24 protein-coding genes and 3 tRNA genes are annotated in these 24,905 nt (G+C 56.1%); 16 read left to right on the top strand and 11 right to left on the bottom strand.

What is annotated here, in order from left to right; translation table 11 throughout:
• Positions 1–31: 31 nt before the first annotated feature.
• Positions 32–346, bottom strand: a complete 315-nt coding sequence (locus ACR3EH_RS01460) for a DUF2849 domain-containing protein (protein WP_171182977.1) — start codon at positions 344–346, stop codon at positions 32–34.
• Complete coding sequence (cobA, locus tag ACR3EH_RS01455) at positions 346–1,122, bottom strand: uroporphyrinogen-III C-methyltransferase (RefSeq protein WP_171182979.1); 777 nt, start codon at positions 1,120–1,122, stop codon at positions 346–348. The genes ACR3EH_RS01460 and cobA overlap by 1 nt, the downstream gene beginning before the upstream one ends.
• Before the next feature lie 144 nt (positions 1,123–1,266).
• On the opposite strand from cobA, the gene ACR3EH_RS01450 reads away from it, so the two are divergent.
• On the top strand, positions 1,267–1,749 hold the full coding sequence (locus tag ACR3EH_RS01450) for an Lrp/AsnC family transcriptional regulator (RefSeq protein WP_171089735.1): 483 nt from the start codon (positions 1,267–1,269) through the stop codon (positions 1,747–1,749).
• 34 nt (positions 1,750–1,783) lie between these two features.
• On the opposite strand, the gene ACR3EH_RS01445 is transcribed toward ACR3EH_RS01450, so the two are convergent.
• Positions 1,784–2,965: a cytochrome P450 gene (locus tag ACR3EH_RS01445; protein WP_171646884.1), complete on the bottom strand. Its 1,182-nt coding sequence runs from the start codon at positions 2,963–2,965 to the stop codon at positions 1,784–1,786.
• Here ACR3EH_RS01445 and ACR3EH_RS01440 point away from each other — a divergent pair.
• From ACR3EH_RS01440 to ACR3EH_RS01410, 7 genes are all read left to right on the top strand, one after another.
• Entirely contained in the window at positions 2,964–4,745 is a 1,782-nt protein-coding gene (locus ACR3EH_RS01440) for a sensor histidine kinase (RefSeq protein WP_171182983.1), read from the top strand. The genes ACR3EH_RS01445 and ACR3EH_RS01440 overlap by 2 nt on opposite strands.
• The gene (locus ACR3EH_RS01435) at positions 4,742–5,971 is read left to right on the top strand and encodes a sigma-54-dependent transcriptional regulator (protein WP_171182984.1); all 1,230 of its coding nucleotides are present in this window, start codon (positions 4,742–4,744) and stop codon (positions 5,969–5,971) included. Before ACR3EH_RS01440 ends, ACR3EH_RS01435 begins: the two co-directional genes overlap by 4 nt.
• A gap of 292 nt (positions 5,972–6,263) precedes the next feature.
• A complete protein-coding gene (locus ACR3EH_RS01430) occupies positions 6,264–7,265 on the top strand; it encodes a DctP family TRAP transporter solute-binding subunit (protein ID WP_171089743.1) in 1,002 nt (333 codons plus the stop codon).
• Positions 7,266–7,381: 116 nt separating this feature from the next.
• Positions 7,382–8,059: a TRAP transporter small permease gene (locus tag ACR3EH_RS01425; protein ID WP_171089745.1), complete on the top strand. Its 678-nt coding sequence runs from the start codon at positions 7,382–7,384 to the stop codon at positions 8,057–8,059.
• Entirely contained in the window at positions 8,059–9,435 is a 1,377-nt protein-coding gene (locus ACR3EH_RS01420) for a TRAP transporter large permease (RefSeq protein WP_171182986.1), read from the top strand. Before ACR3EH_RS01425 ends, ACR3EH_RS01420 begins: the two co-directional genes overlap by 1 nt.
• Positions 9,436–9,586: 151 nt before the next feature.
• Positions 9,587–9,898 carry a DMT family transporter gene (locus ACR3EH_RS01415; RefSeq protein WP_171182988.1) on the top strand — a complete coding sequence of 104 codons (312 nt, stop codon included), beginning with the start codon at positions 9,587–9,589 and terminating at the stop codon, positions 9,896–9,898.
• A gap of 65 nt (positions 9,899–9,963) precedes the next feature.
• Positions 9,964–10,410, top strand: a complete 447-nt coding sequence (locus tag ACR3EH_RS01410; RefSeq protein ID WP_171182990.1) for a nucleoside deaminase — start codon at positions 9,964–9,966, stop codon at positions 10,408–10,410.
• 9 nt (positions 10,411–10,419) lie between these two features.
• Here ACR3EH_RS01410 and tpiA read toward each other — a convergent pair whose 3' ends face one another.
• On the bottom strand, positions 10,420–11,169 hold the full coding sequence (gene tpiA, locus ACR3EH_RS01405) for a triose-phosphate isomerase (RefSeq protein ID WP_171182992.1): 750 nt from the start codon (positions 11,167–11,169) through the stop codon (positions 10,420–10,422).
• A 110-nt stretch (positions 11,170–11,279) separates the two neighbouring features.
• Positions 11,280–11,645 (bottom strand): HesB/IscA family protein, encoded by a 366-nt coding sequence (locus tag ACR3EH_RS01400; RefSeq protein ID WP_171089755.1) that lies wholly within the window; start codon positions 11,643–11,645, stop codon positions 11,280–11,282.
• Between the two features lie 216 nt (positions 11,646–11,861).
• On the opposite strand from ACR3EH_RS01400, the gene ACR3EH_RS01395 reads away from it, so the two are divergent.
• Positions 11,862–12,203, top strand: coding sequence for a hypothetical protein (locus ACR3EH_RS01395; RefSeq protein ID WP_171675535.1), 342 nt, complete (start codon positions 11,862–11,864; stop codon positions 12,201–12,203).
• A 40-nt stretch (positions 12,204–12,243) separates the two neighbouring features.
• Here ACR3EH_RS01395 and ACR3EH_RS01390 read toward each other — a convergent pair whose 3' ends face one another.
• From ACR3EH_RS01390 to ACR3EH_RS01380, 3 genes are all read right to left on the bottom strand, one after another.
• The gene (locus tag ACR3EH_RS01390; RefSeq protein ID WP_171174302.1) at positions 12,244–12,606 is read right to left on the bottom strand and encodes an SUF system Fe-S cluster assembly protein; all 363 of its coding nucleotides are present in this window, start codon (positions 12,604–12,606) and stop codon (positions 12,244–12,246) included.
• A gap of 94 nt (positions 12,607–12,700) precedes the next feature.
• The gene (locus ACR3EH_RS01385) at positions 12,701–12,979 is read right to left on the bottom strand and encodes an NfeD family protein (protein ID WP_171089761.1); all 279 of its coding nucleotides are present in this window, start codon (positions 12,977–12,979) and stop codon (positions 12,701–12,703) included.
• Positions 12,979–13,869, bottom strand: coding sequence for an SPFH domain-containing protein (locus ACR3EH_RS01380; RefSeq protein ID WP_171089763.1), 891 nt, complete (start codon positions 13,867–13,869; stop codon positions 12,979–12,981). Before ACR3EH_RS01380 ends, ACR3EH_RS01385 begins: the two co-directional genes overlap by 1 nt.
• A gap of 175 nt (positions 13,870–14,044) precedes the next feature.
• Between ACR3EH_RS01380 and ACR3EH_RS01375 the strand changes: the two genes are divergently transcribed.
• The 4 genes from ACR3EH_RS01375 to lon all read left to right on the top strand — a co-directional run bounded on the left by ACR3EH_RS01375 (position 14,045) and on the right by lon (position 19,283).
• Positions 14,045–14,956, top strand: coding sequence for a nucleoside hydrolase (locus tag ACR3EH_RS01375; protein ID WP_171182995.1), 912 nt, complete (start codon positions 14,045–14,047; stop codon positions 14,954–14,956).
• Between the two features lie 63 nt (positions 14,957–15,019).
• On the top strand, positions 15,020–16,150 hold the full coding sequence (gene tgt, locus ACR3EH_RS01370; RefSeq protein WP_171182997.1) for a tRNA guanosine(34) transglycosylase Tgt: 1,131 nt from the start codon (positions 15,020–15,022) through the stop codon (positions 16,148–16,150).
• A gap of 93 nt (positions 16,151–16,243) precedes the next feature.
• On the top strand, positions 16,244–16,651 hold the full coding sequence (locus ACR3EH_RS01365) for a DUF6636 domain-containing protein (protein WP_171675537.1): 408 nt from the start codon (positions 16,244–16,246) through the stop codon (positions 16,649–16,651).
• Positions 16,652–16,874: 223 nt separating this feature from the next.
• Positions 16,875–19,283, top strand: a complete 2,409-nt coding sequence (gene lon, locus ACR3EH_RS01360) for an endopeptidase La (protein ID WP_171089769.1) — start codon at positions 16,875–16,877, stop codon at positions 19,281–19,283.
• 48 nt (positions 19,284–19,331) lie between these two features.
• On the opposite strand, the gene ACR3EH_RS01355 is transcribed toward lon, so the two are convergent.
• A complete protein-coding gene (locus ACR3EH_RS01355) occupies positions 19,332–20,966 on the bottom strand; it encodes an APC family permease (protein WP_371810724.1) in 1,635 nt (544 codons plus the stop codon).
• A gap of 63 nt (positions 20,967–21,029) precedes the next feature.
• Positions 21,030–21,104, bottom strand: a tRNA-Val gene (locus ACR3EH_RS01350).
• A gap of 180 nt (positions 21,105–21,284) precedes the next feature.
• On the opposite strand from ACR3EH_RS01350, the gene ACR3EH_RS01345 reads away from it, so the two are divergent.
• From ACR3EH_RS01345 to uvrA, 3 genes are all read left to right on the top strand, one after another.
• Positions 21,285–21,361, top strand: a tRNA-Asp gene (locus ACR3EH_RS01345).
• A gap of 45 nt (positions 21,362–21,406) precedes the next feature.
• Positions 21,407–21,483 (top strand) — tRNA-Asp (locus tag ACR3EH_RS01340).
• Positions 21,484–21,661: 178 nt separating this feature from the next.
• Positions 21,662–24,520 carry an excinuclease ABC subunit UvrA gene (uvrA, locus tag ACR3EH_RS01335; RefSeq protein WP_171183003.1) on the top strand — a complete coding sequence of 953 codons (2,859 nt, stop codon included), beginning with the start codon at positions 21,662–21,664 and terminating at the stop codon, positions 24,518–24,520.
• A gap of 16 nt (positions 24,521–24,536) precedes the next feature.
• Here uvrA and ACR3EH_RS01330 read toward each other — a convergent pair whose 3' ends face one another.
• On the bottom strand, positions 24,537–24,860 hold the full coding sequence (locus tag ACR3EH_RS01330; protein WP_171183004.1) for a hypothetical protein: 324 nt from the start codon (positions 24,858–24,860) through the stop codon (positions 24,537–24,539).
• Positions 24,861–24,905: the final 45 nt, after the last annotated feature.

The raw sequence follows: 24,905 nt of genomic DNA, 5'->3' as shown, positions 1-24,905 counted from the left end.
GGCCATAGAAGGGGAGAGAGAGGGCCTGAGGTCAGGCCCGGGGCTGCGAGGAAGATTCCTGTTTGCCGTGGGCATAGTTGGACGGACCAGTCCGGCGGAAGTCTTCCCGAAAATGGGTGGGCTCAGGGCCGTGTTCACCAGCAACGGCGTCAGCCAGATAGGCACCCACAATCTTGTTCGCCTGACGCTCGGCATCCAGCAGACGCACCTGGGCATGCGCTTCATCGGTGATCAGTTCCGCATCGGAAAGATCGCGCGACCAGCGGTCGTCTTCGGTTTGATAAATCACATCACCTTCCAGCAGATCATTTGCGGTGACGACTTTGGGGGTAAAAGCGCGGGCCATCAGGCAAGCTCCTTATTGAATTCAGTCACGGCCTGCGCCGCTTCGCGCGGGGCAAGGCCATAGAAGGTCAGGGCAGGGCCGTCCAATTCAGCGGCGGCCAGATCAGTTGGCAGTTTGTCCAATGTGGTGGCCAGAATGCGTTGGTTCGGGCGCGAGGCGTTTTCGACCAGCGTGATCGGAGTTGCACGATCCGCACCGTGCATGATCAGACGCCCTTGGATGAACCGGGCCGATTTCTTCCCCATGTAAATCGCAGCAACCGATCCTGCGCGGGCCAGCGCGGCCCAGTCGTGATCGGCGAAGCCCTTCATGTCGTGCCCGGTCAGAAACCGCACGGAAGAGTTGCGGCCCCGACGGGTCAGGCTTTGCCCAATGCTTGCAACAGCCGCAGATGCAGCTGTAATGCCGGGGATGATTTGCCAGTCAATGCCAGCGGCCTCGACCGCTTCGATTTCTTCATCCAGACGACCAAACACGGTTGGGTCCCCTGACTTGAGGCGCACCACGCGCTTGCCCTTTTGGGCATAGTCCACCAGAAGCGCATCAATATCGCTTTGCTTCCAGGACGGCCCAAACCCGGCTTTGCCGACATCAACCAGTTCTGCGGTTTGGCCGGCCAAATCCAGCACAGGTGCGCTGATCAGGCGGTCATGCAGTACGATATCAGCCTGCTCAAACGCGGTGAGCGCTTTGAGCGTTAGCAATTCGGGATCACCGGGACCGGCGCCGACAAAGTCGACGTGTCCTTTGGATCTGATTGTGAGCATGTCCTGCATTGGATCGTCTCGGGTGTGGTTTGACTTGGCCTCCAATATAGGAAATATTCCCGCTAAAGTGCCATATGGGCGGTTAAATAAGAACACATGTTCCATTATTGTTGAGAATTGGAACGAAAACCTCGAATTGGAAGGAAAACTGGAATGTCGGTTCGAATAGACGAAACGGATCGGAAAATTCTGGCCGAGCTGCAACGCGATGCGGGTCAGTCGCTGGATGAAATCGCGGCCCGTGTAGGCAGTTCCAAGACGCCGGTTTGGAATCGCATCCGTAAGCTCAAAGGGGCCGGTATCATTGGTCAGCAGACAGTTTTGCTGGACGCCGAAGCGCTTGGATTCGAGGCGACATTCTTCGTCTTGATTCGTACGTCCGAGCACGAGGCCGAATGGCAGCGCAAGTTTCTGAAAGCGTTGCGCGATCACCCCGAAGTGCAAGAGGCACACAGGCTGGCTGGCGACATCGACTATATCCTCAAAGTCAGGGTCAAGAATGCACGCGCCTATGACGTTTTTTATCAATCACTGATTTCAGAGGTGCGGGTGCACAACGTCACGGCGCTTTTGTCGATGGAAGAAATCAAATCCACCACAATGCTGCCGTTGAACGCATTGGTTGATAAGGCGTAGCAGTGCGGGCTGACAGCAAGGTGGAAACGCGACTTCAGATTTGTACCAGAACCTGCTCCAAGCCATGGAAATGATAACTGTCCGAATAAGTCGGGGGCGCGGCCAGCCGTAGGTCTGGACAGGCATCGAACAGGATTGGAAGCGCGATACGCATTTCCAACCGTGCCAAAGGTGCACCAACGCAGAAGTGGATCCCGCCACCAAAGCTGGTGTTCACATCGATAGACCGCGTGGGGCGGAAAGTGTTCGGTTCTTGCCAGACAGCGGGGTCGTGGTTCGCGGCCCCCAGCAACAAAGCAACCTGATCGCCGCGTTTGAATCTATGCCCAAAAATATCGACATCCTCGTAGGCATAGCGCGTAAACATATGCAGGGGCGGGTCATAACGCAGGATTTCTTCGATGGTTGAGTCAATCTTGTCTGGTCGTAAGACGCTTGGGTCTGTTTGCGTTTCCAGTAAGGTTTTGACCCCATTCCCCAGGGAATGCACCGTCGCTTCATGACCGGCATTCAACAGCAGAATACAGGTCGCGACCAACTCCTCTCGGGAAAGTTTCTCGCCTTCCTCTTCTGCAGCGATCAATCGTGTGATCAGATCGTCACGCGGGTCACGCCGCTTCTGGTCGATGTAGTCTTCCAGAAACGTTGTGAATTCCTGCGCCGATTGTGCTGCCTTGTCTTCGGTGTCCCGCGTTCGATTGGCTTGGTACATTGCCACCATGTCGTGCGACCAGCGCAGCAAGTCCGGTGCCATGTCTTCGGGTACTCCCAGCAGACGACAGATCGTAATCACGGGGACCTGAGTGCAATAGGCATGCAAAAGGTCAAACGGCTCTTGTGGGAAATCCCGGATCAGATCATGACAAAGGGTTTCAATCGAAGGCTGCAGTGCGGAAATCGCCCGTGACGTGAAGGCCCGCATGACCAACGCCCGCAGACGCGTGTGCCGTGGTGGCTCGGCTTCAAGCAGCGAATGGGCTTCGACCGACAACCATGGGGCCAGATGTGCAGGGCCTTGTGTTGCGTGCTCGGGCGGAACTTCGCGCCCGAACCGGCGATCCTTCAGCAAGGTGCGGACGGCCTGGCAGGACACAGCGGCAACCATGCTGTAATCGGTCCAATAGAACAGATCTCCGGCTTGTCGGGCTGTGTCGTAAAACGGATAGGGGTTCTGGACGAAACCAGGTTCTGTCGGGGATTGTGAGAGCGACTTCATGCGACGCACACTTGCCACGCGCCGCGTTGAATGCAAGACCCTGTACATGCACAGGGTTTGGTTCATAGCCGGTTTTCTGATTGCCGTCGGGGTACTGTCCGGATTCGTCTGGTCTTATGGCTACCGTCAGGCGCTGTCTCAACTGAGTGAAAAGGCCGAAGCTGATCTTGAACTGGCGGCCGACCGGCTGAGCACGCAAATGCAAGTGTATCAAGAGCTTGCAGTGCTGATGGCGACCCATCCGATTCTGCAAGAATTAGATCAACAAGCCGACAAGCGACAAGCTCAGGCAATGTTGCTGGACGTTGCCGACAAGACAGCGGCAGTCAACATGATGTACCTGGACCAAAAAGGGCAGGTATTGGTTTCAGCGCAGCCTGTGTCTCAGCCCGACATGGCCGAACACCCCGCTTTCCGTCGTGCAATGCAGGGGGCCTTGGGCAGTGCGCATGAGGTTACGCCTGTCGGAGATGATCGGATCTACTCTTACGCTGCGCCTGCTTTCGGCCCATTTGGTCAGATCACAGGTGTACTGATGGTTGTTGCCGATGTTCAGGATGTAGAGCAGACGTGGCGTGGCAGTACCGAGGCGGTTTTCTTTGTTGATGCAGAAGGTGTTGTGTTCATCTCGAACAGGTCGGACCTGCTGTTTTGGTCTCGCGAGGAAGGAGAGGCAGGACTAACACCGCCCAACGGCGCGGCGGTCGACTTTGCTTCGACGCGCGTCGGTGGGCATGAGCTGTGGAAATTGAACTGGGGGCGCTATCTTCCGCGCGATGCTTTGCACCTTACCCTCGAATTGCCGGTCATCGATATGACTGCCGAGGTATTGGTGGACGTGGCCCCAGCCCTGCAACTTGCGCGACTTCAGGCAGCCGCAGTCGCAGCAATCTGTTTGGCATTTGGTGCAATGCTTTTTCTTGCGATGGAACGGCGGCGGACGCTGGCAGAAGCCAATGCGGTTCTGGAAAGTCGAGTCGCCAAACGGACCCTCGACCTGACGGTTGCAAACGACAGCTTGCAAAAAGAGGTCGCGGAACGACAGGAAGCCGAAGCGGCGCTGCGGCGCGCACAGGCGGACTTGGTTCAGGCCGGAAAGCTCAGCGCGCTTGGGCAGATGTCAGCAGGGATCAGCCACGAGCTGAACCAGCCCCTGATGGCGATCCAGCAGTTTGCTGATAATGGCACAGCGTTCGTGGAACGTGGAAAACCCGAGAAAGCGGGCGAGAACTTGGGCCGCATTTCTGAGATGGCTGCGCGTATGGCGCGGATCATCAAGAACCTGAGGGCCTTTGCCCGCAACGAAAGCGAACCGATGGGGCGCGTGGATTTGGTGCAGGTTCTGAATACGGCCGTTGAACTGACCGAAGCCAGGCTGAACACGGAAAACGTGGCCATGGATTGGCAACCGCCAAACGCGCCTGTTTACGCTTGGGGTGGTGAGGTAAGGCTTGTGCAGGTCTTTGTGAACCTGATCAACAACGCCGCAGATGCGATGAGCCAGCAGGATGAACGCCTCATTCAAATTGTGATCAATAATGGCGAGAGGCTTTCGGTCACTGTACGTGACATAGGCCCCGGCATCGAAAACACGGAAAAGCTGTTTGAGCCGTTCTACACCACCAAGGCCGTAGGTTCGTCCGAAGGAATGGGGCTGGGGCTTTCGATTTCATACGGGCTGGTTCAGAGTTTCGGTGGAAACATTCGCGGGACCAACGCGCCCACTGGCGCGATGTTTACTGTAGATTTGGAATACTATCGGGAAGACGAGGCGGCATGACCCGAAAAGTTCTTTTGGTCGACGATGATGCAGCCGTACGTGAGGCTTTGGCACAAACGCTTGAACTGGCGGATGTTCAACCGACTACGGCAGGCTCTTTTGTCGCGGCCAAGGATCATATCCGAGCGGACTTTCCCGGTGTCATCATTTCGGACATCCGAATGCCGGGTCGGGATGGGTTTCATCTGTTGACCTACGCAAGAGAGGTCGATCCCGATCTTCCCGTCATTCTTCTGACCGGTGAAGGGGATATTCCCATGGCTGTTGATGCAATGGGTAAGGGCGCGTTCGATTTTCTGGAAAAACCCTGTGCCGCGTCCGATCTGCTGGATGTGCTGGAGCGTGCATTCGCAGCCCGAGCCGAAGTCATCGAGCAGAGGGCAATGAGATCCGAACTGGAACGCGGTGACCCGGCCGCACGATTGCTGTTTGGCCTTTCGCCGCAGGCCGAGGCGTTGCGCGAAAGGGTTCGCGCCGTTGCACTCACACAGGCCGAAGTTCTGGTGACTGGCCCTCCTGGCAGTGGCATCTCAAAAGTGGCCGAGGTTGTGCACCTGATGTCATCTGTGGGGCAGGGACCGTTTGTGAAAAGACCGGCCTCGACGCTCAGCCCCGAAGATCTGGCCCGCAGTTGTGAGGATGCAGCGGGTGGGTCGCTGTTTCTTGACGAGGTTTCGGCCATGCCGCAGGCCACGCAATTTGCGGCGCTTGAACTGATCGAACAAGGGCCGGGTGGTCGGATCATTGCTGGCACCACCGCTGATCTGTCTGCCTTAAGTGCCGAAGGCCGTTTCAATGCCGATCTTTTCTATCGGCTGGACGTGATGCGCGTTCGGATTCCATCTTTGGCAGAGCGGCCAGACGATATTCCCGTTATCTTTCGTCACTACGTGGCTCAGGCAGCTGAGCAGGCAGGGATCCCGGTTCCTGAAATCTCATCGGAACATCTGGCAGCGTTGATGGCCAACGATTGGCCCGGGAACGCGCGGTCGCTCATGTCCGCCGCGATGCGCTTTGTTCTGGGGATGCCGGAAGAGGTCGCACAGGCCACAGATCTGGGCCTCAGTGAACAAATGGCGCGTGTTGAACGATCGTTGCTGATCGCGGCGTTGGGGCGGCACAATGGAAAAGCGTCTGATGCGGCAAAGGCGCTGAAGCTTCCGCGAAAGACCTTTTATGACAAGCTGGCGCGCTACCAAATCCGGCCAGAGGATTACCGCAGGTAATTCAGCCGACAAACGCAACCTCCATATTGATTCGCATGGATGATTCGGAAATTGTGCGGAAATCCGCACAAGTGGCATTTTCATGTGTGCGGATTTTCGCACGTCGAAGAAAAGGTGATTCTTGGCGTTGTGTTTGGTTTGATGTAACACAATGAAATTACATGAATAAATGCCCTCATCTGACTGTCAGACGGAAATGTTGTGTGGTTGCGGCTGAGTCGGTTCACTGCACGCCATACGGCGCCAACCCGGCGCTGAACGCTTGTTTCTAGAAAGTCTGGGAGGAAAACAGATGAAGATTTTGACAACAGCCGCAACGGCTCTGGCGCTGACGGTCACCGCAACTGCGGGGATGGCGGCATGTGACGACGGTGAGATTGTTGTGAAGTTCGCGCATGTGACGAACACCGATAAACACCCCAAAGGCATCGCGGCCTCGCTGCTGGAACAGCGCGTCAATGACGAGATGAACGGCGTGATGTGCATGGAGGTCTATCCGAACTCGACCCTCTACAATGACGACAAGGTGCTTGAGGCGATGCTGCAAGGCGACGTTCAACTGGCCGCGCCGTCCTTGTCCAAGTTCGAGAAATTCACCAAGCAGTTCCGCTTGTTCGACCTGCCGTTCATGTTCAAAAACATTGATGCCGTAGACGCATTCCAGGCGTCGGCCGATGGTCAGGCAATGAAAGACAGCATGCAGCGCCGTGGCCTGCAGGGTCTGGCCTTCTGGCACAATGGCATGAAGCAGATGTCGGCCAACAAGCCGCTGGAAGATCCGTCAGACGCAAACGGCCTGAAGTTCCGCGTGCAGTCCTCGGACGTGTTGGTTGCGCAGATGGAAGCGATCGGTGGCAGCCCACAGAAAATGGCGTTCTCGGAAGTTTACGGTGCGCTGCAGCAGGGTGTTGTGGACGGGCAGGAGAACACCTGGTCAAACATCTATGGCAAGAAGTTCTTCGAAGTTCAGGACGGCATCACCGAGACCAACCACGGTATCATCGACTATCTGGTTGTGACCTCGGTTGACTGGCTGGACAGCCTGGACCCGGAAGTGCGTGATCAGTTCACAACCATTCTGGCCGAAGTGACCGAGACCCGGAACAAAGAAGCCTTTGCAGTGAACGAAGCGGCCAAAGCCTCGATCACTGACGCGGGTGGTATCATTCGTGAGCTGACACCTGAACAGCGTCAGGCGTGGGTTGATGCAATGAAGCCTGTCTGGGATCAGTTCGCAGGTGACGTTGGTCAGGACAAGATCGACGCGGCACAGGCCATCAACGCCGGTTTCTAAACCGGATCGAGGCCACGCGTCCGGGGACTGGGGAGTATTCGACGCGTAGGCCGGGCGGGCTGACAAAGCCCGCCCACACACACTCTCTCATCATCAAAAAATGCGGGGACAGATAGATGTCTGGTGCGAAATCCGGCCAAGGCGGGCTGGTCGACCATATCGAAGAAACCCTGATTGCGTTGCTGTTGGGCCTGATGACGGTCGTAACCTTTGCCAACGTGATTGCGCGGTTTGTATTTAATTCCAATATCCTCTGGGCGCTTGAACTGACGGTGTTCACCTTTGGCTGGCTGGTGCTGCTGGGTGCGTCTTATGCGGTGAAGAAACATGCGCATTTGGGTGTGGACGCTATTCTGAACATGCTGTCGCCAGCGCCACGACGCATTCTGGCGCTGATTGCAGTGGGCTGCTGCCTGGTGTTTTCTTTGCTGATGCTGAAAGGGGCCTACGACTATTGGGCCGTCTTTGCCGATTTGCCGCCCACATCCGGGCGCTGGTTCCCGACCGGGTTCAATTTCGACGCCCGCAGCCAGAGTTTTTATGAGGTCGACGACATTCCGATGGTCGCGCCTTTGAGGTTCCTTGAGGACCTGATCAACTATGGCGAGTACTACGAAAAACTGCCCAAGGTTGTCCCGTATTTCATCCTGCCTTTGTCGATGTTGCTGCTGGTCATCCGTTTTGCGCAGGTCGCCGTTCAAATTTGGCGTGGTGAGACGGATCGCCTTGTCGCCAGCCACGAAGTCGAGGACGAGATCGAAGAAGTCCGCGCTCAGCAAGGAGAGCATAACTGATGGACGTCATTCTTCTCTTCTCGATGGTCATCGGCCTGCTGCTGATCGGTGTTCCGATTGCGGTTGCGCTTGGCCTCAGCTCGACCTTGTTCCTGCTGATCTATTCCGACAGTTCTTTGGCCTCGGTCGCGGGAACTTTGTTCGAGGCGTTCGAGGGGCACTTTACCCTTCTTGCGATCCCGTTCTTCATTCTGGCCTCGTCCTTCATGACAACGGGCGGCGTGGCGCGGCGGATCATCCGGTTCTCGATTGCCTGTGTTGGGCACTTGCCCGGTGGTCTGGCGATTGCAGGCGTGTTTGCCTGTATGCTGTTTGCCGCACTTTCGGGTTCGTCCCCGGCAACCGTTGTGGCCATCGGTTCGATCGTCATCGCCGGGATGCGGCAGGTGGGCTATTCCAAGGAATTTGCTGCTGGTGTGATCTGTAACGCGGGTACACTTGGCATCCTGATCCCACCATCCATCGTGATGGTTGTGTACGCCGCTGCCGTCGAGGTTTCGGTTGGGCGCATGTTCCTGGCGGGTGTCATTCCGGGCCTGATGGCGGGCCTGATGCTGATGATCACCATTTACGTCATGGCCAAGGTCAAGAACCTGCCCAAAGGTGAATGGAAAGGCTGGGGAGAGGTCTTTATCTCGGCTCGCGAGGCCGGTTGGGGTCTGTTTCTGATCGTCATCATTCTAGGCGGTATCTACGGTGGTATCTTTACCCCGACCGAAGCCGCTGCTGTTGCCGCTGTCTACGCGTTCTTGATCGCCAGCTTTGTTTACAAAGACATGGGGCCGCTCAGCACAGAAGAAGGTCAATCCAACCTGTCATTGCTGAAGAAGCCATATGCGCTGGTGACGGCTTTCTTCCACCCGGACACGAAGCACACGCTGTTCGAGGCGGGAAAGCTGACGGTCACGCTGCTGTTCGTCATTGCCAACGCGCTGATCCTGAAACACGTGCTGACGGATGAGCAGGTGCCCCAGCATATCGCAAGTGCCATGCTGTCAGCGGGTCTTGGGCCGGTCACTTTCCTGATCGTGGTCAACGTGATCTTGCTGATCGGCGGTCAGTTCATGGAACCCTCGGGTCTGCTGGTCATCGTGGCCCCGCTGGTGTTCCCGATCGCCATCGAACTGGGTATCGATCCTATCCACCTGGGCATCATCATGGTAGTGAACATGGAGATCGGGATGATTACTCCTCCGGTCGGGTTGAACCTGTTCGTGACCTCTGGCGTGGCCGGGATGCCGATGATGAGTGTTGTGAAGGCGGCGCTGCCGTTCCTGGCGGTCCTGTTCGTCTTCCTGATCATGGTGACGTACATACCGTGGATATCGACCTTCCTGCCCAACACCTTCATGGGGCCGGAAATCATCACCAACTAGCGGGCCTGACCCGTATCGCCGGGCGGTTGCGACTGCCCGGCCTTTTCGTGCCTTGAAACACCCGCGCGGGTGCTTATCTGAAGGGCAGAGGACGACCTCCCCAACACGGGTAGATCATGCGGGACGACCCGCTTTGACAAGAGGTCATCTCATGGCATGGATCATGCTGCTTATTGCCGGAATTCTTGAAGTTGTCTGGGCGGGTGCGATGAAGCAATCCGCCGGGTTCACTCGGCTTTTGCCGACCGCGATTATGGGAGTGTCCATGATCGGGTCTTTCGGTTTGTTGGCGCTGGCGATGCGCGAGCTGCCGCTGAGCACTGCCTATACGATCTGGGTTGGCATCGGCGCAGTAGGGGCTTTTTTGGTTGGGGTTACCCTGCTGGGCGAGGCGGTAACGCCGCTACGCATTCTGGCGGCGCTGCTGATCATTGCCGGAATTATCACCATGAAGCTGGCCTGATCCGTTGACGGTCGGGGCGCCATTGGGCAGGCTGCCGGTACACGCCCCAACCAAGGATCATCCCTATGTTGACCGAGACCGACAGCCGCCTGCTGCGCATCGCCTTTGATGAGGCGAAAGTCGGGTATGATGAGGGCGGCTGTCCCATCGGTTCGGTCCTGGCCCGTGGGGGCGAGGTTGTGGCGCGCGGACGGAATCAGAGAGTTCAGGGCGGTGATCCGATTGCACATGGCGAGATGGACGCGTTACGCAAGGCCGGGCGGCAGAAATCCTATCGCGACACGGTGCTTTACACGTCGCTGTCGCCCTGCATGATGTGTTCGGGCACCATCGTTCAATTCGGTATTCCGCGCGTCGTGATTGGTGACACGCAGAACTTCGGAGGCAACGAAGACTTCCTGCGCGAGCGCGGGGTCGAAGTGGTAATTGCCGATGACCCCGACTGCATCGCGTTGATGCGACGGTTTATCGAAGAAAAGCCCGAGCTTTGGGCCGAGGATATTGCCGAATAACGACTGGGGTCAGATGCTTTCCAGCGCCTGAATAATGCCCGAGAAATCCGTAGCCTTCAGACTGGCCCCACCGACCAAAGCGCCATCCACATTCGAGACCGCAAAGATATCGGCCGCATTGCTGGGTTTGACGGACCCGCCGTAAAGCAGTCGCACTGACCGGCCCACGCCTTCGCCAAAACGACGTTCCAGCCGGGCGCGCATGAAGTCGTGAACCTCGCCGATCTCTTCCAAGGTGGGGACCTTTCCAGTGCCGATCGCCCAGATCGGCTCGTATGCGACGATCAGGTTTTCGCCGGTGGACTGATCCGGGATCGACCCGGACATCTGCCCGCCAATAATATCGAGCGTGTTGGCCGCCTCACGCTGTTCCAGACTTTCACCGACGCAAATGACCGCTTTTAGGCCCGCGTCCATCGCCGCGCGGGCTTTGGCGCGTACATCCTCGTCATGCTCTCCGTGATCCACGCGCCGTTCTGAATGGCCCAGAATGACCGAAGTCGCACCGGCATCCAGCAGCATATCTGCGCTGATGTCGCCCGTATGCGCCCCGGAATGTTCCGCGTGACAATCCTGCCCACCAACAGTTATCGCTGAGCCCGCCACAGTATCGGTGGCACGGCTGAGCAAGGTGGCGGGAGGGCAGATCAGAATATCGACTGAGGCTTCGGGATGGTTTTGTGACAGCGTTTCAAGTTCACTCAGCGCTGAGCCGGTTCCGTTCATCTTCCAGTTTCCAGCCGCCAGCTTCCGCCGCATACCCGTATCTCCCTGATCATTCGATGATTTAAGGATGCGGATAGCATTGTCTGCGCAATCTTACAATTCCGCTTGCAGACCTGACAGGGAATGGTGCCTCGATCGATGATTTAGCTTTGCTGAGCGATGGTTTCGTCGAACTTGATCGATTCACCGCAGCCACAGGAATCAACAACATTCGGGTTCTTGAACTTGAACCCTGATTCCAGCAGCGACACTTCGTAGTCGATCTCGGTTCCGAACAGGAACATTTGCGCCATCGGTGCGATCATCACCCGTGCACCATCTTGTTCGACAACCTCGTCATGCGGATCTGCCTGATCCACATATTCCATGGTATATTCCATGCCTGCACAGCCGCCTTTCTTGACGCCAATGCGCAGGCCAGCGTGACCGCCTGAATTCATCAGGCGGGTGATCTGCTCTGCGGCTTTAGGCGTCATGGTCACAGCCTGTTTGCCGGGGATGCCGAACATGTAAGTCTCCGTTGTCGCGCGTCCTACTCAATTTAGGGCTCAATGGTCGCAGGCTCAAGATCGACCGGGTTAAAGATTTACGCAAGAACGCTCATATTGCGATGCAAGGTTGACGCCCTGCAACCTTGCATTGCGCCAGAAAGCGGGTTTAGCTGTGTCTGAACACGCAGATTGCAGTGTTGGGAGAGAACATTTTGGGATGGAAAGGATATTGTTATGAATAAGTTATTGAGCGTTTCTAAACCTGTTCTGCAAGGATCGATCTTTGCTCTGGCGGTTGCCGGTTTCCCATCCGGGGATGCATCAGCCGCCACGGACGCTGAAAGGCATCCGGTCAACTGTGCAACAGCCGAGGGCGATCTGCGCGCGATTGAAGCCGAAAAGAAACATGCCGAAGACAAGCAATTGGAAAGCGTTGCCTCGCTGACTCCTGCTGGGGCTTTGCTGGGTCTGGTCACGGGAACCGAGCAAAAACACTTGCAAATGCTGTCTGGCGACTATGTCAAAGCGCTGAGCGACCGGGCGGCAGAAATCAAAGAAACCTGCAATCTAAATTGATATGCATTCGGGCAAACAGGCAAAGCGCAGGGCTTTAGGTTTACATAAAGCCCAGTTCCAGTCGCGCTTCGTCTGACATCATCTCCATGCCCCAGGGCGGTTCCCAGGTCAGTTCAACGTCAACTTCTTTGACGCCCGCGACCGGTTCGATTGCTTCCACGATCCAGCCGGGCATGTCACCGGCGACGGGACAGCCGGGCGCGGTCAGGGTCATGATCACCTTAACTGCGTTATCCGCAGTAATATCAATCGTGTAGATCAAGCCGAGGTCATAGATGTTGACCGGGATTTCCGGGTCGTAGACTGTGCGGCACGCTTCGACCACGGCGTCGTACAGTGGGTGTTCAATTGTTGACGGCGCAATCAGCGGGGTGCCTTCAAACTGTTCGCTCGGGTGAGTCATCTTTGCCTCGGGTCAGTTGCCTGACTGATTATATAGGGAATAGCCGCAACAGCGTCCAGTGGTGGCGTGGCGCTCAGACGAGCGCCATCGCGATTCAGTCATTAATATCATGCTTGAAGGTTTTGACCTGACCATGCGGCAGCGCAAAGAGTTTGCGCAAGACAAGCCATGCGATCAACGACAGCACTGCAAAGACCAGCGCGAGGACATGCAGTGACATTGTCAGGCCCGGAATCACGAGAACAAGACCCGTAATCGCTGCGCCAATGGCGAAGCCAAGAAAGATAAACCCTGGCAGAACAATCTCGAGAATCCCCAGCGCCAGCGCTGCGGCCAGCCAGATCCACCAGGTCAGCCAAAAGGGATCAGCCATCATTTTCCTCCCTTCAGCATTTTGAACGCATCTCCAAATGCTTCAAGCGCGTTTGCGGGCACAACTATGGTTTGCTTGCCAGAACCGTTGCCCAAAGCATTAAGGGCTTCAACCTGTTTCAAAGCAACCTGATATTGCGCGGCCTCGATCCCGTTGTCCTGAATGGCCTTGGCGACCACGCCCGTAGCATAGGCTTCGGCTTCGGCCTGAATGCGGCGGGCCTTGGCGGTTTGTTCAGCGGCATAAAGTTCGGCATCAGCGTGCAGCTCCACGGCGCGTTTCTGACCCTCGGCCTCGGTCACTTGCGCGCGGCGGGCACGTTCCGCGTTCAACTGCTGCAGCATGGCATCACGCGTGGCCTGATCCAGATTCACATCCAAAATTTCAGCGCGGGTGACTTCGATACCCCAATCGTCAACGGCGGTTTCGACGCTTTCCTGAATGCGTGTGATCAACTGCGCGCGGTTCGATTGTACCTCGTCCAGATCCATCTTGCCGATTTCGGCGCGCACGATCCCGGCTACAGTGGTTGCAATCGCGCCGTCTACGTCCCGGATGCGGTAAACCGTCTTTTCCGGCTCGAGAATACGGTAGAAGACCGAGGTATCAATCTGCACCAAAACGTTGTCCTTGGTGATTGCGTCTTGTGTCGCATTGGGCAACTGGCGCTCGAGGATCGAGATTTTGTGGCGTGCAACATCCAGAAACGGAACGATGAAGTTGATGCCGGGGCCAAGCACCGAATGCAGGCGGCCGAACCGCTCAACCACGTATTTCTCAGACTGCGGCACAATCTTGATGCCTTTGAGAATAACAACAATCACCAGCACAGCGGCCAGTAGCAAAACAATGTTTGACGAAATCAATCCGATGATTTGATCTTCGATCATTCTGTCCTCTTAGTTTTGTGTACTATGGTATACATATTGGGATTGAGTCGCCCAATTTCAACTCTGGTATGAGTGGAACGGGCCGGTATGCAAATGCCTGAACGTACGAAAGTGGTCTGGAAATTTGCCGCTGTGGCGGCTTTGCATCCAACAGCGTTTGCGGTATCGGGCGGGGATGAAACTGATTATCGACACTGATCCCGGCATCGACGATGCCATGGCCATTGCTTATGCCGCCGCCGCACCGGAAATTGACCTGATCGGTCTTACCACGGTGTTTGGAAACACGTATGTTCACCAATCCAGCCGCAACGCGCGGTTTTTACTTCACAAGCTGGGGTTGGACTTGCATGTGGCCGAAGGAGCTGCGGTGCCGATTGGGGCGGACACACACGCCCCGTCAGAGCACGTTCACGGCCGCGAAGGTTTTGGTGATTTGACCGAAATCCCGGAGATTGGAGAGAACCACGCATTGCCAGCAGCCGCGTTTCTGGTTGAGATGGCCCGAGCCCACAAGGGCGAACTGGTGGTCTGCGCCGTGGGTCCCTTGACCAATATTGCAAACGCGATGCGCCTGGACCCGGAATTTGCAGGCAACCTGCGCGAACTGGTGATCATGGGGGGCGCGGTCTATTGCCCGGGCAACATCACCCGGCACGCCGAAGCCAATATCTATCACGACGCTCTTGCCGCTGAAGAGGTCTTTTCCGCACCGCCCAACACTGTTCTGGTCGGATTGGACGTGACCCTGAAGACGCTGTACGAAACGGCGGACTTCGAAGCATTGGCGCAAAAGTCACCCGATATGGGGGCGTTTCTGCGCGATATCTCTCGGTTCTATCTGAAGTTCTACAAAGAGATCGGGGGGCTGGAAGGCTGCGGCCTGCACGACTCAACAGCTGTGATCGCGTGTTCCCATCAACCTATGTTCGACATGGTTGAAACCGGGCTGCGGGTTGTCACTGAAGGCGATCAAATGGGGGCGACACAGCCAGATCCTGAACGACCTGCGATCCGGGTGTGTCGCGATGTGGACGGGGCAGGTGTTGTTCGTCTTTTCACCGACCGCGTGTCCTCGCTGCCCTGACGGGTTGCAAAGACGGAACGGATCGGGCAAAGCCTGCCCGGTTCGGCGATCCGAGGCGATGACATGACGCAGAAATTCTCATTTGAGCTTAAGGCGACAGACGGCAAGGCACGCACGGGTGTGATCAGCACGCCGCGCGGAGAGGTGCGGACGCCGGCCTTTATGCCTGTGGGCACAGCCGCGACGGTCAAAGCAATGATGCCCGAAAGTGTGCGTGCCACCGGGGCGGATATTCTGCTGGGCAACACCTATCACCTGATGCTGCGTCCAACAGCGGAACGGATTGATCGTTTGGGCGGGTTGCACAAGTTCATGAACTGGGACCGCCCCATTCTGACCGACTCGGGCGGGTTTCAGGTCATGTCCTTGGCAGGGCTGCGCAAGCTGACCGAAAAGGGCGTGACCTTTAAATCTCATATCGACGGATCAAAACACGAACTGACACCCGAGCGGTCAATGGAGATTCAGCGCTTGTTGGGCTCGGACATTGTGATGTGTTTTGACGAATGCCCCGCGCTGCCCGCCGACCGGGATCGCATCGCCGAGTCCATGCGGTTGTCGATGCGTTGGGCCGAACGGTCGCGTGACGCGTTTGGGGATCGTCCGGGTCACGCCCTTTTTGGCATCATGCAAGGTGGTCTGGAGCAGGACTTGCGTGAAGAAAGCGCCGAAGCACTTAGATCCATTGGGTTCGAAGGCTATGCAGTAGGCGGGCTGGCCGTGGGTGAGGGGCAGGAGGCCATGTTTGGCTGTCTGGACTACGCCCCCGACTTTCTGCCTGAAGACAAGCCACGTTATTTGATGGGTGTCGGCAAGCCCGACGATATCGTTGGCGCCGTCGCGCGTGGGATCGACATGATGGACTGTGTGTTGCCGTCGCGTTCGGGTCGCACGGGGCAAGTGTTCACTCGTCGCGGCGTGGTCAACATCAAGAACGCGCGCCATGCGGATGACCCACGCCCGCTGGATGAGAACTGCACATGTCCCGCCTGTTCGAACTATTCGCGCGCCTATTTGCACCATGTATTTCGGGCAAACGAGATGATCTCGGGCATGTTGCTGACCTGGCACAACCTGCATTACTTCCAAGAGATCATGCAGGGCATGCGCGATGCGATTGCTGCGGGAACCTTTGACGTCTGGCAGGCCGAGTTTCACGCGCAGCGTGCGCAAGGCGATATTGAACCCTTGTAACCTTTCCCTTCGGGTGACTATTGCTTGGTTTCCTGGTATTCTGGGGCCACTTCAAGCAATGCCATTTTAGTTAATGACCCCGGAGAGTTTTTCATGTTTCGCCTTGTTCTCGGCGCAGCAATTTTCTGCGCGACGCCAGCCATGTCAGATGTCTGGACTTTTGAAACCCCATCAGAAAACATTCAGTGCTCGGTCGGGGAAAGCGCGTCGTCCTCGGATATTCAATGTACTATCATAGAAAAATCCGGCCCTCCTGCGATGCAGCGCCCCGCGAATTGTCAATCGGACTGGGGGCATGATTTTCTGATGTTCGACACCGGCCCGGTAGAGTTGTTGTGCCAGCCGCTGAATCGTAACAAAGATGGCTATGATCGTGCGGAATATGGGGTCACTGGTCAGTTAGGAGGATTCACCTGCAGCTCTTCGACAAAAGGTCTGGAATGTCGCAACCAAGACGGTCACGGGTTTTTCTTGTCTCGCGCAGTGCAGCGGGTGTTCTGACCTTTGAAGTGCATGTTGCCTATGCATGTCGTGTTAATTTCGGTGGATATGTTCCTTGGACGTCTTGCAGTCCCGAAAACCTCGGTTCATGCTGAAACACGATACACGGCGGTAAGGTTGAAAAAGGGCGATGAGGCCCCACCTTTATCGTCCAAGACAGGAGACGGCCAAATGTTGCCTCGATGAGGGACAAGCGCCGTCTTGCCAACGATAAGGATAGAGCATGCAAGAGCCTCTGAATTCCTCATACCCCGTCCTGCCGCTGCGCGATATTGTGGTGTTCCCGCATATGATTGTGCCTCTTTTTGTAGGCCGTGATAAGTCGGTCCGCGCGCTGGAAGAGGTAATGCAGGATGACAAGCAAATTCTTTTGTCCAGCCAGATCGATCCCGGTGTCGATGATCCCGACGTAGACGGTATCTATCGCTCGGGCGTTTTGGCCAATGTTCTGCAACTGCTGAAATTGCCCGATGGCACCGTGAAGGTGCTGGTCGAAGGGCAGGCACGTGTGCAGATTACCGAGTTTCTTGAAAACGAACAGTTTTTCGAAGCCCGTGCCGAATATTTGACCGAAATTCCCGGTGATGTAACAACAACCGAAGCCCTGCTGCGCACTGTCGCGGATGAGTTCGAGCGCTATGCCAAAGTGCGCAAGAACATCCCCGAAGAGGCGCTGGCGGCCGTGGGTGAAACCACCGAGCCCGCCAAGTTGGCTGACCTTGTGTCAGGTCATTTGGGCATTGAAGTTGAGCAAAAGCAGGAACTTCTGGAAACCCTCAGCGTCAGTGAGCGGCTTGAGAAGGTCTATGGCCTGATGCAGGGCGAGATGTCGGTTCTGCAGGTCGAGAAAAAGATCAAAACCCGCGTCAAATCCCAGATGGAGAAGACGCAGCGCGAATATTATCTGAATGAGCAGATGAAAGCCATTCAGAAGGAGCTTGGCGATGGCGAGGACGGCAGCAACGAAGTTGCCGAACTGGAAGAGAAAATCGCCGAGACCAAGCTGTCGAAAGAGGCGCGCGAAAAGGCCGAGGGCGAGCTGAAAAAGCTGCGCAACATGAGCCCGATGTCGGCTGAGGCCACAGTCGTACGCAACTATCTGGATTGGATCCTGTCGCTGCCGTGGGGCACCAAATCCCGCGTCAAAAAGGATCTGGGTCGTGCGCAGGACATTCTGGATGCAGATCACTATGGGCTTGAGAAAGTCAAAGAGCGTATTGTTGAGTACCTCGCGGTTCAGCAGCGTTCAAAAAAGCTGAAAGGCCCGATCCTGTGCCTTGTTGGCCCTCCGGGCGTGGGTAAGACCTCGTTGGGTAAGTCAGTTGCAAAAGCCACGGGGCGCGAATTCATTCGCATCTCGCTGGGTGGTGTGCGCGACGAATCCGAGATTCGGGGTCACCGTCGGACCTATATCGGCTCGATGCCCGGCAAGATCATTCAGGCGCTGAAAAAGGCGAAAACCACGAACCCGCTCATTCTGCTCGACGAGATCGATAAGATGGGTCAGGACTTCCGTGGCGATCCGGCCTCGGCGATGTTGGAAGTGTTGGACCCGGAACAGAACAGCACGTTCATGGACCACTATTTGGAGGTCGAATATGACCTGTCCAACGTGATGTTCCTGACCACGTCGAACAGCTATAACATGCCTGGGCCTCTGCTGGACCGGATGGAGATCATCCCGCTGGCCGGTTACACCGAAGAGGAAAAGAGCGAGATCGCAAAACAGCACCTGATCAGCAAGCAGGTCAAAAATCATGGCCTGAAGGCCAAGGAATTTGAACTGACAGATGAGGCGCTGCAATCGATCATCCGCACCTACACCCGTGAGGCGGGCGTTCGGAACCTTGAACGTGAAATCGCCAAAGTGGCGCGGAAATCGCTGACCAAGATCATCAAGAAAGAGGCGGAAACCGTTGAAGTTACGCCGGAAAATCTGGATGAGTTTTTGGGTGTGCCCAAGTTCCGGTATGGGCTGGCCGAGCAGGATGATCAGATCGGTGTTGTAACAGGTTTGGCCTGGACCTCGGTTGGCGGCGATCTGCTGCACATCGAGGCGCTGAAACTGCCGGGCAAAGGGCGGATGAAAACCACGGGTAAGCTGGGCGATGTGATGAAGGAGTCTATCGATGCGGCTTCGTCTTATGTGCGGTCCATCTCGCCCAAGATCGGGGTGAAGCCGCCACAGTTCGACAAGATCGACATTCACGTCCACGTGCCGGATGGGGCGACGCCCAAGGATGGTCCGTCGGCTGGTCTTGCGATGGTGACGTCGATTGTTTCAGTGCTGACTGGCATTCCAGTGCGCAAAGATATCGCGATGACTGGTGAGGTTTCACTGCGCGGGAACGCAATGCCGATTGGTGGTTTGAAAGAAAAACTGCTGGCGGCCCTGCGCGGGGGTATCAAGACAGTCCTGATCCCGGAAGAGAACGAAAAGGATCTGGCGGATATCCCGGACAATGTGAAGGAAGGGTTGGAGATCATTCCTGTCAAACATGTCTCGGAAGTTCTCGAACAGGCGCTGGTGCGTACACCCGAGCCGATTGAGTGGGACGAAGCGGCAGAGGAAGCTGCAGCTGCGGCTGCTGCTTCAACCAAATCCGCGGATGCATCTGCTACAGCGCACTAGGCTGCGTATACAAAAAACGGGGAAAGGCAGAGCGGTGCTCTGCCTTTTTTATAGTCCGATTACAGGCTGTTTTGGATCAAGTATTTCTTCTTCCGCTATGTATTTCATGAATTTTTCATCCGACAGCGCTGAACGTATGGCCAGCGCGAAGATGATGGCGGAAAACACGACGCAAAGCAGAATATCCCACCCAAACGGGATCTGTTTCAAAGCCCCGGTTCCGAATTGACCCAGGAATGAGATTAACCCGAGTCCGGCAAAATAAGGCATCAACCAAACGGCTTCGGTCAGGTCCATTTCATCAAGGCGCCCTCGGAACCGGATAAGCAGCAGAATTTTTCCGACGATCAGCGCGATCCCAAGGCGCCAGACGGTGTCCCAACCGCTCCAATACACTATTAGTGTTGCAATTGCGAAGGCGGTCAACGCGACCAGACGTACCGCTGGAATGCGGATCGAACGGGGTTGGTCGGGAAGAAGATCCCTTAGGCAAACCACGGCGATTGGGCCAACTGCGAATGACAAAACAATAGCGGCGCCGTTCAGGGCAATGACGGTGGTAAAGGGAACGGTCAAAAGGAACAGGGTCCCGATCAAAAAATTCAACGCCAAGGCCCATACCGGAACCCCAAACGAAGACAGGTTTTGCAAACGTTTTGGCAGAAAACCGTTTTGGGACAGGGCAAGGGCAATACGGGCATTCGACCCGGTCGCGACCAATCCGTTGCCAAAGGGGCCAACGACTGATCCGACGTTCAACAGGCTGATGAACCAGACCAATCCAACCGACATGATTACAGCGTCTAACGGGCCTTCGCCGCCAAAATTCAACTGTGCCCAACCATTGGTTAGCAGTGATGGATCCAGCGCGCCGATGAAAGCTACCTGGAGGCCAAGATAGATTGCGGCGCACATGATAATCGACAGGACCAATGCTGCGGGGATGGCGAACTTTGGATTGCGCACTTCACCCGCCATATCAACGACATGTCGGAAACCTATGAACGAGAAAATGACGCCTCCGGTCGAAACGGCAGCCATGATTCCCTGCGACCCATATGGTGCAAAGCCGTCCGGTTGTGTGAAATTTTCGGCATTGAAACGGCTGGCAATCAGCAATGCGGACAGGACCACTGGAATAGCTATCTTTGCCCAGGTCAGCGCCGCATTTACATGTGTGAAGAACTTGACCCCAAGCGCGTTGACCGCAACGAAAAGCAGCATGAAGACAAGGGCTACAAAAACTCCGGCTCCTGTTAGATCGCCCGTATCGGCAGCGTGCAGCCAGGGGGCGTAAGGCGCGAGGTATTTCAGCATCGCCTCCACCTCAATGGGGGCAGTGGTGTTATAGCCAATCCATGCCGTCCACCCCATGGCCATCGAAACGATATTGCCGTGCGAAAACTGCGGGACCCGGGCAATTCCGCCGGGGATGGGCAGCATGGCCGAAATTTCCGCGAATGTAATTGCCAAGATGAACATCGCAGCCGCACCGATCAGCCAAGAGAGGATGGCCGCAGGCCCGGCGTGCTGAACCGCCAGAAGGGGGCCGAACAACCAGCCCGAACCGATGATTCCTCCAACCGAAATGAAGGTCAGTCCGATCAGGCCAATGTCCCGCTTAAGCTCTGCCATGATGACCTCTGACGTTGCTGTCGGCACAAGGCTTGGCCGATAGTGCACGATAGTCATCCAGGTCGCGAGCTGGCAAGCCTTTCAATTTCAAGCGTAATCTTAGATCGGGAATGGTGGGTGATAAGAGATTTGAACTCCTGACATCTTCGATGTGAACGAAGCGCTCTACCACTGAGCTAATCACCCATGGGACGCGTTGATATCTGTCCTGTGGTTCGGCTGCAAGTGGATTTGGCTTTGTTCTGCGTGCAAAAAACGGCGGGCAAACAAAAATCTGGATTCTGACAAAAAACTTCAAAACGCCGCTTGACGCTGCCCGAGCGTAGCCATAATACACCCCAACGTTCAGCAATGAACGTGCAGCGGGCGGTTGTAGCTCAGTTGGTTAGAGTACCGGCCTGTCACGCCGGGGGTCGCGGGTTCGAGCCCCGTCAACCGCGCCATCGCTGCACTCCTTGGTCCAGGGTAAAGGCCACGAAAATAGATGCGCGGTTGTAGCTCAGTTGGTTAGAGTACCGGCCTGTCACGCCGGGGGTCGCGGGTTCGAGCCCCGTCAACCGCGCCATTTTCCCTTCAAAAAACATCCTGCGTCACTGAAACAGATCGCTTGGCGCATTGTAGCTGTGCATGATGTCAGGAAGTGTCGGCAATAATCCGTCTGTTCACAGTTTGTTCTAACTTTTCTGTTGGAGACTCAGCTCTGCTCGCCTATTTCTGAGGGACGTATTTGTTGGGGGCCGGAAATGGCTGAGCTGAAGAATATCGAGGTGCGCGGCGCGCGCGAGCATAACCTCAAAAGCATCGACGTTGATATCCCGCGGGATCAGCTGGTGGTGATCACCGGTTTGTCTGGTTCGGGCAAGTCCTCTCTGGCGTTTGATACCATCTATGCCGAAGGGCAGCGGCGCTATGTCGAAAGCCTGTCAGCTTATGCGCGTCAATTCCTCGATATGATGGAAAAGCCCGATGTGGATCACATCAGCGGCCTGAGCCCGGCGATTTCCATCGAACAGAAAACAACGTCCAAGAACCCGCGTTCAACTGTTGGGACGGTTACGGAAATCTACGACTATTTGCGCCTGCTGTTTGCACGCGCCGGAACACCCTATAGCCCTGTAACCGGACAGCCGATCGAGGCGCAGCAGGTACAGGACATGGTAGATCGGATCATGACCATGGAGGAGGGCACGCGAGGTTACCTGCTGGCCCCCATCGTGCGCGACCGCAAAGGTGAGTACAAAAAAGAGTTCCAGGAACTGCGCAAACAAGGGTTCCAGCGCGTTAAGGTCGATGGTGAGTTCTATGAACTGGATGAACCGCCGACACTGGACAAGAAATTCCGCCACGACATCGACGTGGTGGTGGACCGACTGGTTGTGCGAGAGGGTATGGAGACCCGTTTGGCCGACAGCCTGCGCACAGCCTTGGATCTGGCAGACGGTATTGCGATTCTGGAAACGGCCCCGCATGAGGGCGATCCGGAGCGGATCACCTTTAGCGAGAACTTTGCCTGCCCGGTCAGCGGGTTTACCATCCCCGAGATCGAACCGCGTCTGTTTTCCTTCAACGCGCCATTTGGGGCTTGCCCCGATTGCGATGGGTTGGGGGTCGAGTTGTTCTTTGACGAGCGACTTGTGGTGCCTGATCAGTCGCTGAAACTCTATGACGGGGCCTTGGCGCCGTGGCGCAAGGGTAAGTCTCCGTATTTCCTTCAGACCATCGAAGCCATCGCACGTCATTATGAGTTCGACAAGAACACGCCGTGGAAAGACCTGCCCCAGAAGGTGCAGCAGGTTTTCCTGCGCGGCTCTGGCGATGAAGAGATCCAATTCCGCTATGACGAAGGCGGACGCGTTTATCAGGTGACGCGCAGTTTCGAAGGCGTGATCCCGAATATGGAGCGCCGCTATCGTGAAACGGACAGCGCTTGGATTCGCGAGGAATTTGAACGGTACCAGAACAACCGCCCATGCGGCACGTGTGAGGGTTATCGCCTGCGGCCCGAGGCTCTGGCGGTCAAGATCGCGGGTCTGCATGTCGGGCAGGTGGTGCAGATGTCAATCCGGGAAGCTCTGGCCTGGATTGAGGACGCGCCGAACCATCTGAGCGCCCAGAAAAATGAAATCGCACGCGCTATTCTAAAAGAGATTCGCGAACGCCTTGGGTTTTTGAATAACGTTGGTTTGGAATACCTTACGCTGTCACGTTCAAGTGGAACGCTGTCTGGTGGTGAAAGCCAGCGTATTCGTTTGGCCAGCCAAATCGGCTCGGGTCTGACTGGGGTTCTTTATGTGTTGGACGAGCCGTCAATTGGTCTTCACCAGCGCGACAATGACCGGTTGTTGGGGACACTCAAGAACCTTCGGGATCAGGGCAACACAGTGATTGTTGTCGAACATGATGAGGAGGCCATCCGCGAGGCCGACTATGTGTTCGACATTGGCCCCGGAGCGGGTGTTCACGGGGGGCAGGTCGTCAGTCATGGTACACCTGCGGACATCACGGGTGATGCGGCCTCGATCACCGGGCAATATCTGGCGGGGACGCGTGAAATCGCGGTTCCGGCCGAACGGCGCGCGGGCAAAAAGCAGAAAGTGACTGTGGTGAAAGCCACTGGTAACAACCTCAAGAATGTCACGGCCGAGTTTCCTTTGGGCAAGTTTGTGTGTGTCACTGGGGTGTCTGGTGGCGGCAAGTCTACGCTGACCATTGAGACACTGTTCAAAACCGCATCGATGCGCCTGAATGGTGCGCGACAAACTCCAGCGCCGTGTGAGACGATCAAGGGGCTTGAGCATCTGGACAAGGTCATCGACATTGATCAGCGGCCGATTGGACGGACTCCGCGTTCGAATCCAGCCACTTACACCGGGGCTTTCACCCCGATCCGCGACTGGTTTGCTGGACTGCCCGAGGCGAAAGCGCGGGGATACAAGCCGGGCCGGTTCAGTTTCAACGTTAAGGGCGGTCGGTGCGAGGCATGTCAGGGTGACGGTGTCATCAAGATCGAAATGCACTTTCTACCCGATGTCTACGTGACTTGTGAGACTTGCAAAGGCGCGCGCTACAACCGCGAGACGCTTGAAATCAAGTTCAAGGGCAAATCCATCGCGGACGTGCTTGATATGACCGTGGAAGACGCGCAGGAGTTCTTCAAGGCCGTGCCGTCGATCCGCGATAAGATGGATGCTTTGGCCCGCGTTGGGCTCGGCTATATCAAGGTTGGGCAACAAGCCACCACGCTGTCTGGTGGCGAAGCGCAACGCGTGAAGCTGTCCAAAGAATTGTCGAAACGGTCAACCGGACGGACGCTTTATATCCTGGATGAACCGACCACGGGTCTGCATTTCGAAGATGTGCGCAAATTGTTGGAAGTGCTGCATGAACTGGTCGATCAGGGGAACACGGTTGTTGTGATCGAGCACAATCTGGACGTGGTGAAAACTGCGGATCATATCATCGACATTGGTCCCGAAGGTGGCGATGGCGGTGGTGAGATTGTTGCCGTAGGCACACCCGAAGATGTCGCAATGGTCGAGCGCAGTCATACCGGTCGCTATCTGAAATCGATGTTGGACAACGCGCGCGTCGCGGCAGAATAGCTGCAGCGACGCCAGCTCAGTTCAGAATATCGGCGACCGCACCGATCAGGTTCAGCACTTTACGTGTATCGGGATCGACCCGGTACACATAGTCGCCAGCGCGGATGTAGGAATAGTTTCGGTTCAGCCCATAGCGATAGGGATTGTCGACCCAACGATAATCGTTTCGGATGAAATCACCGTTTCTATAAATCTTTTTTGCCTGCCCAGGAGGCACGCAAGGAACAGATTTCTTGGCTAAACCCGGTGGGCAATGTCCGTTTTTGTTTTTGGCCATGGCTGTAACTGGGGCAAGCGCCATGACCGCAAGCATCGCAATTGTCACCAGGGATTGTGTCATGCCGCTTTCCTTTGCGAACAGGCTGAAGACGCCTTGGAACATGAC

This window comes from Ruegeria sp. BG7 (assembly GCF_056535685.1).
Note: the sequence above shows the minus strand (reverse complement) of the source record. Positions and strands in the feature narration are given on the sequence as shown.

Coding starts and splice junctions, on each gene's coding strand:
- ACR3EH_RS01460 (WP_171182977.1), bottom strand. CDS start 346: ATGGCCCGCGCTTTTACCCCCAAAGTCGTCACCGCAAATGATCTGCTG.
- cobA (WP_171182979.1), bottom strand. CDS start 1,122: ATGCAGGACATGCTCACAATCAGATCCAAAGGACACGTCGACTTTGTC.
- ACR3EH_RS01450 (WP_171089735.1), top strand. CDS start 1,267: ATGTCGGTTCGAATAGACGAAACGGATCGGAAAATTCTGGCCGAGCTG.
- ACR3EH_RS01440 (WP_171182983.1), top strand. CDS start 2,964: ATGCGACGCACACTTGCCACGCGCCGCGTTGAATGCAAGACCCTGTAC.
- ACR3EH_RS01445 (WP_171646884.1), bottom strand. CDS start 2,965: ATGAAGTCGCTCTCACAATCCCCGACAGAACCTGGTTTCGTCCAGAAC.
- ACR3EH_RS01435 (WP_171182984.1), top strand. CDS start 4,742: ATGACCCGAAAAGTTCTTTTGGTCGACGATGATGCAGCCGTACGTGAG.
- ACR3EH_RS01430 (WP_171089743.1), top strand. CDS start 6,264: ATGAAGATTTTGACAACAGCCGCAACGGCTCTGGCGCTGACGGTCACC.
- ACR3EH_RS01425 (WP_171089745.1), top strand. CDS start 7,382: ATGTCTGGTGCGAAATCCGGCCAAGGCGGGCTGGTCGACCATATCGAA.
- ACR3EH_RS01420 (WP_171182986.1), top strand. CDS start 8,059: ATGGACGTCATTCTTCTCTTCTCGATGGTCATCGGCCTGCTGCTGATC.
- ACR3EH_RS01415 (WP_171182988.1), top strand. CDS start 9,587: ATGGCATGGATCATGCTGCTTATTGCCGGAATTCTTGAAGTTGTCTGG.
- ACR3EH_RS01410 (WP_171182990.1), top strand. CDS start 9,964: ATGTTGACCGAGACCGACAGCCGCCTGCTGCGCATCGCCTTTGATGAG.
- tpiA (WP_171182992.1), bottom strand. CDS start 11,169: ATGCGGCGGAAGCTGGCGGCTGGAAACTGGAAGATGAACGGAACCGGC.
- ACR3EH_RS01400 (WP_171089755.1), bottom strand. CDS start 11,645: ATGTTCGGCATCCCCGGCAAACAGGCTGTGACCATGACGCCTAAAGCC.
- ACR3EH_RS01395 (WP_171675535.1), top strand. CDS start 11,862: ATGAATAAGTTATTGAGCGTTTCTAAACCTGTTCTGCAAGGATCGATC.
- ACR3EH_RS01390 (WP_171174302.1), bottom strand. CDS start 12,606: ATGACTCACCCGAGCGAACAGTTTGAAGGCACCCCGCTGATTGCGCCG.
- ACR3EH_RS01385 (WP_171089761.1), bottom strand. CDS start 12,979: ATGGCTGATCCCTTTTGGCTGACCTGGTGGATCTGGCTGGCCGCAGCG.
- ACR3EH_RS01380 (WP_171089763.1), bottom strand. CDS start 13,869: ATGATCGAAGATCAAATCATCGGATTGATTTCGTCAAACATTGTTTTG.
- ACR3EH_RS01375 (WP_171182995.1), top strand. CDS start 14,045: ATGAAACTGATTATCGACACTGATCCCGGCATCGACGATGCCATGGCC.
- tgt (WP_171182997.1), top strand. CDS start 15,020: ATGACGCAGAAATTCTCATTTGAGCTTAAGGCGACAGACGGCAAGGCA.
- ACR3EH_RS01365 (WP_171675537.1), top strand. CDS start 16,244: ATGTTTCGCCTTGTTCTCGGCGCAGCAATTTTCTGCGCGACGCCAGCC.
- lon (WP_171089769.1), top strand. CDS start 16,875: ATGCAAGAGCCTCTGAATTCCTCATACCCCGTCCTGCCGCTGCGCGAT.
- uvrA (WP_171183003.1), top strand. CDS start 21,662: ATGGCTGAGCTGAAGAATATCGAGGTGCGCGGCGCGCGCGAGCATAAC.
- ACR3EH_RS01330 (WP_171183004.1), bottom strand. CDS start 24,860: ATGACACAATCCCTGGTGACAATTGCGATGCTTGCGGTCATGGCGCTT.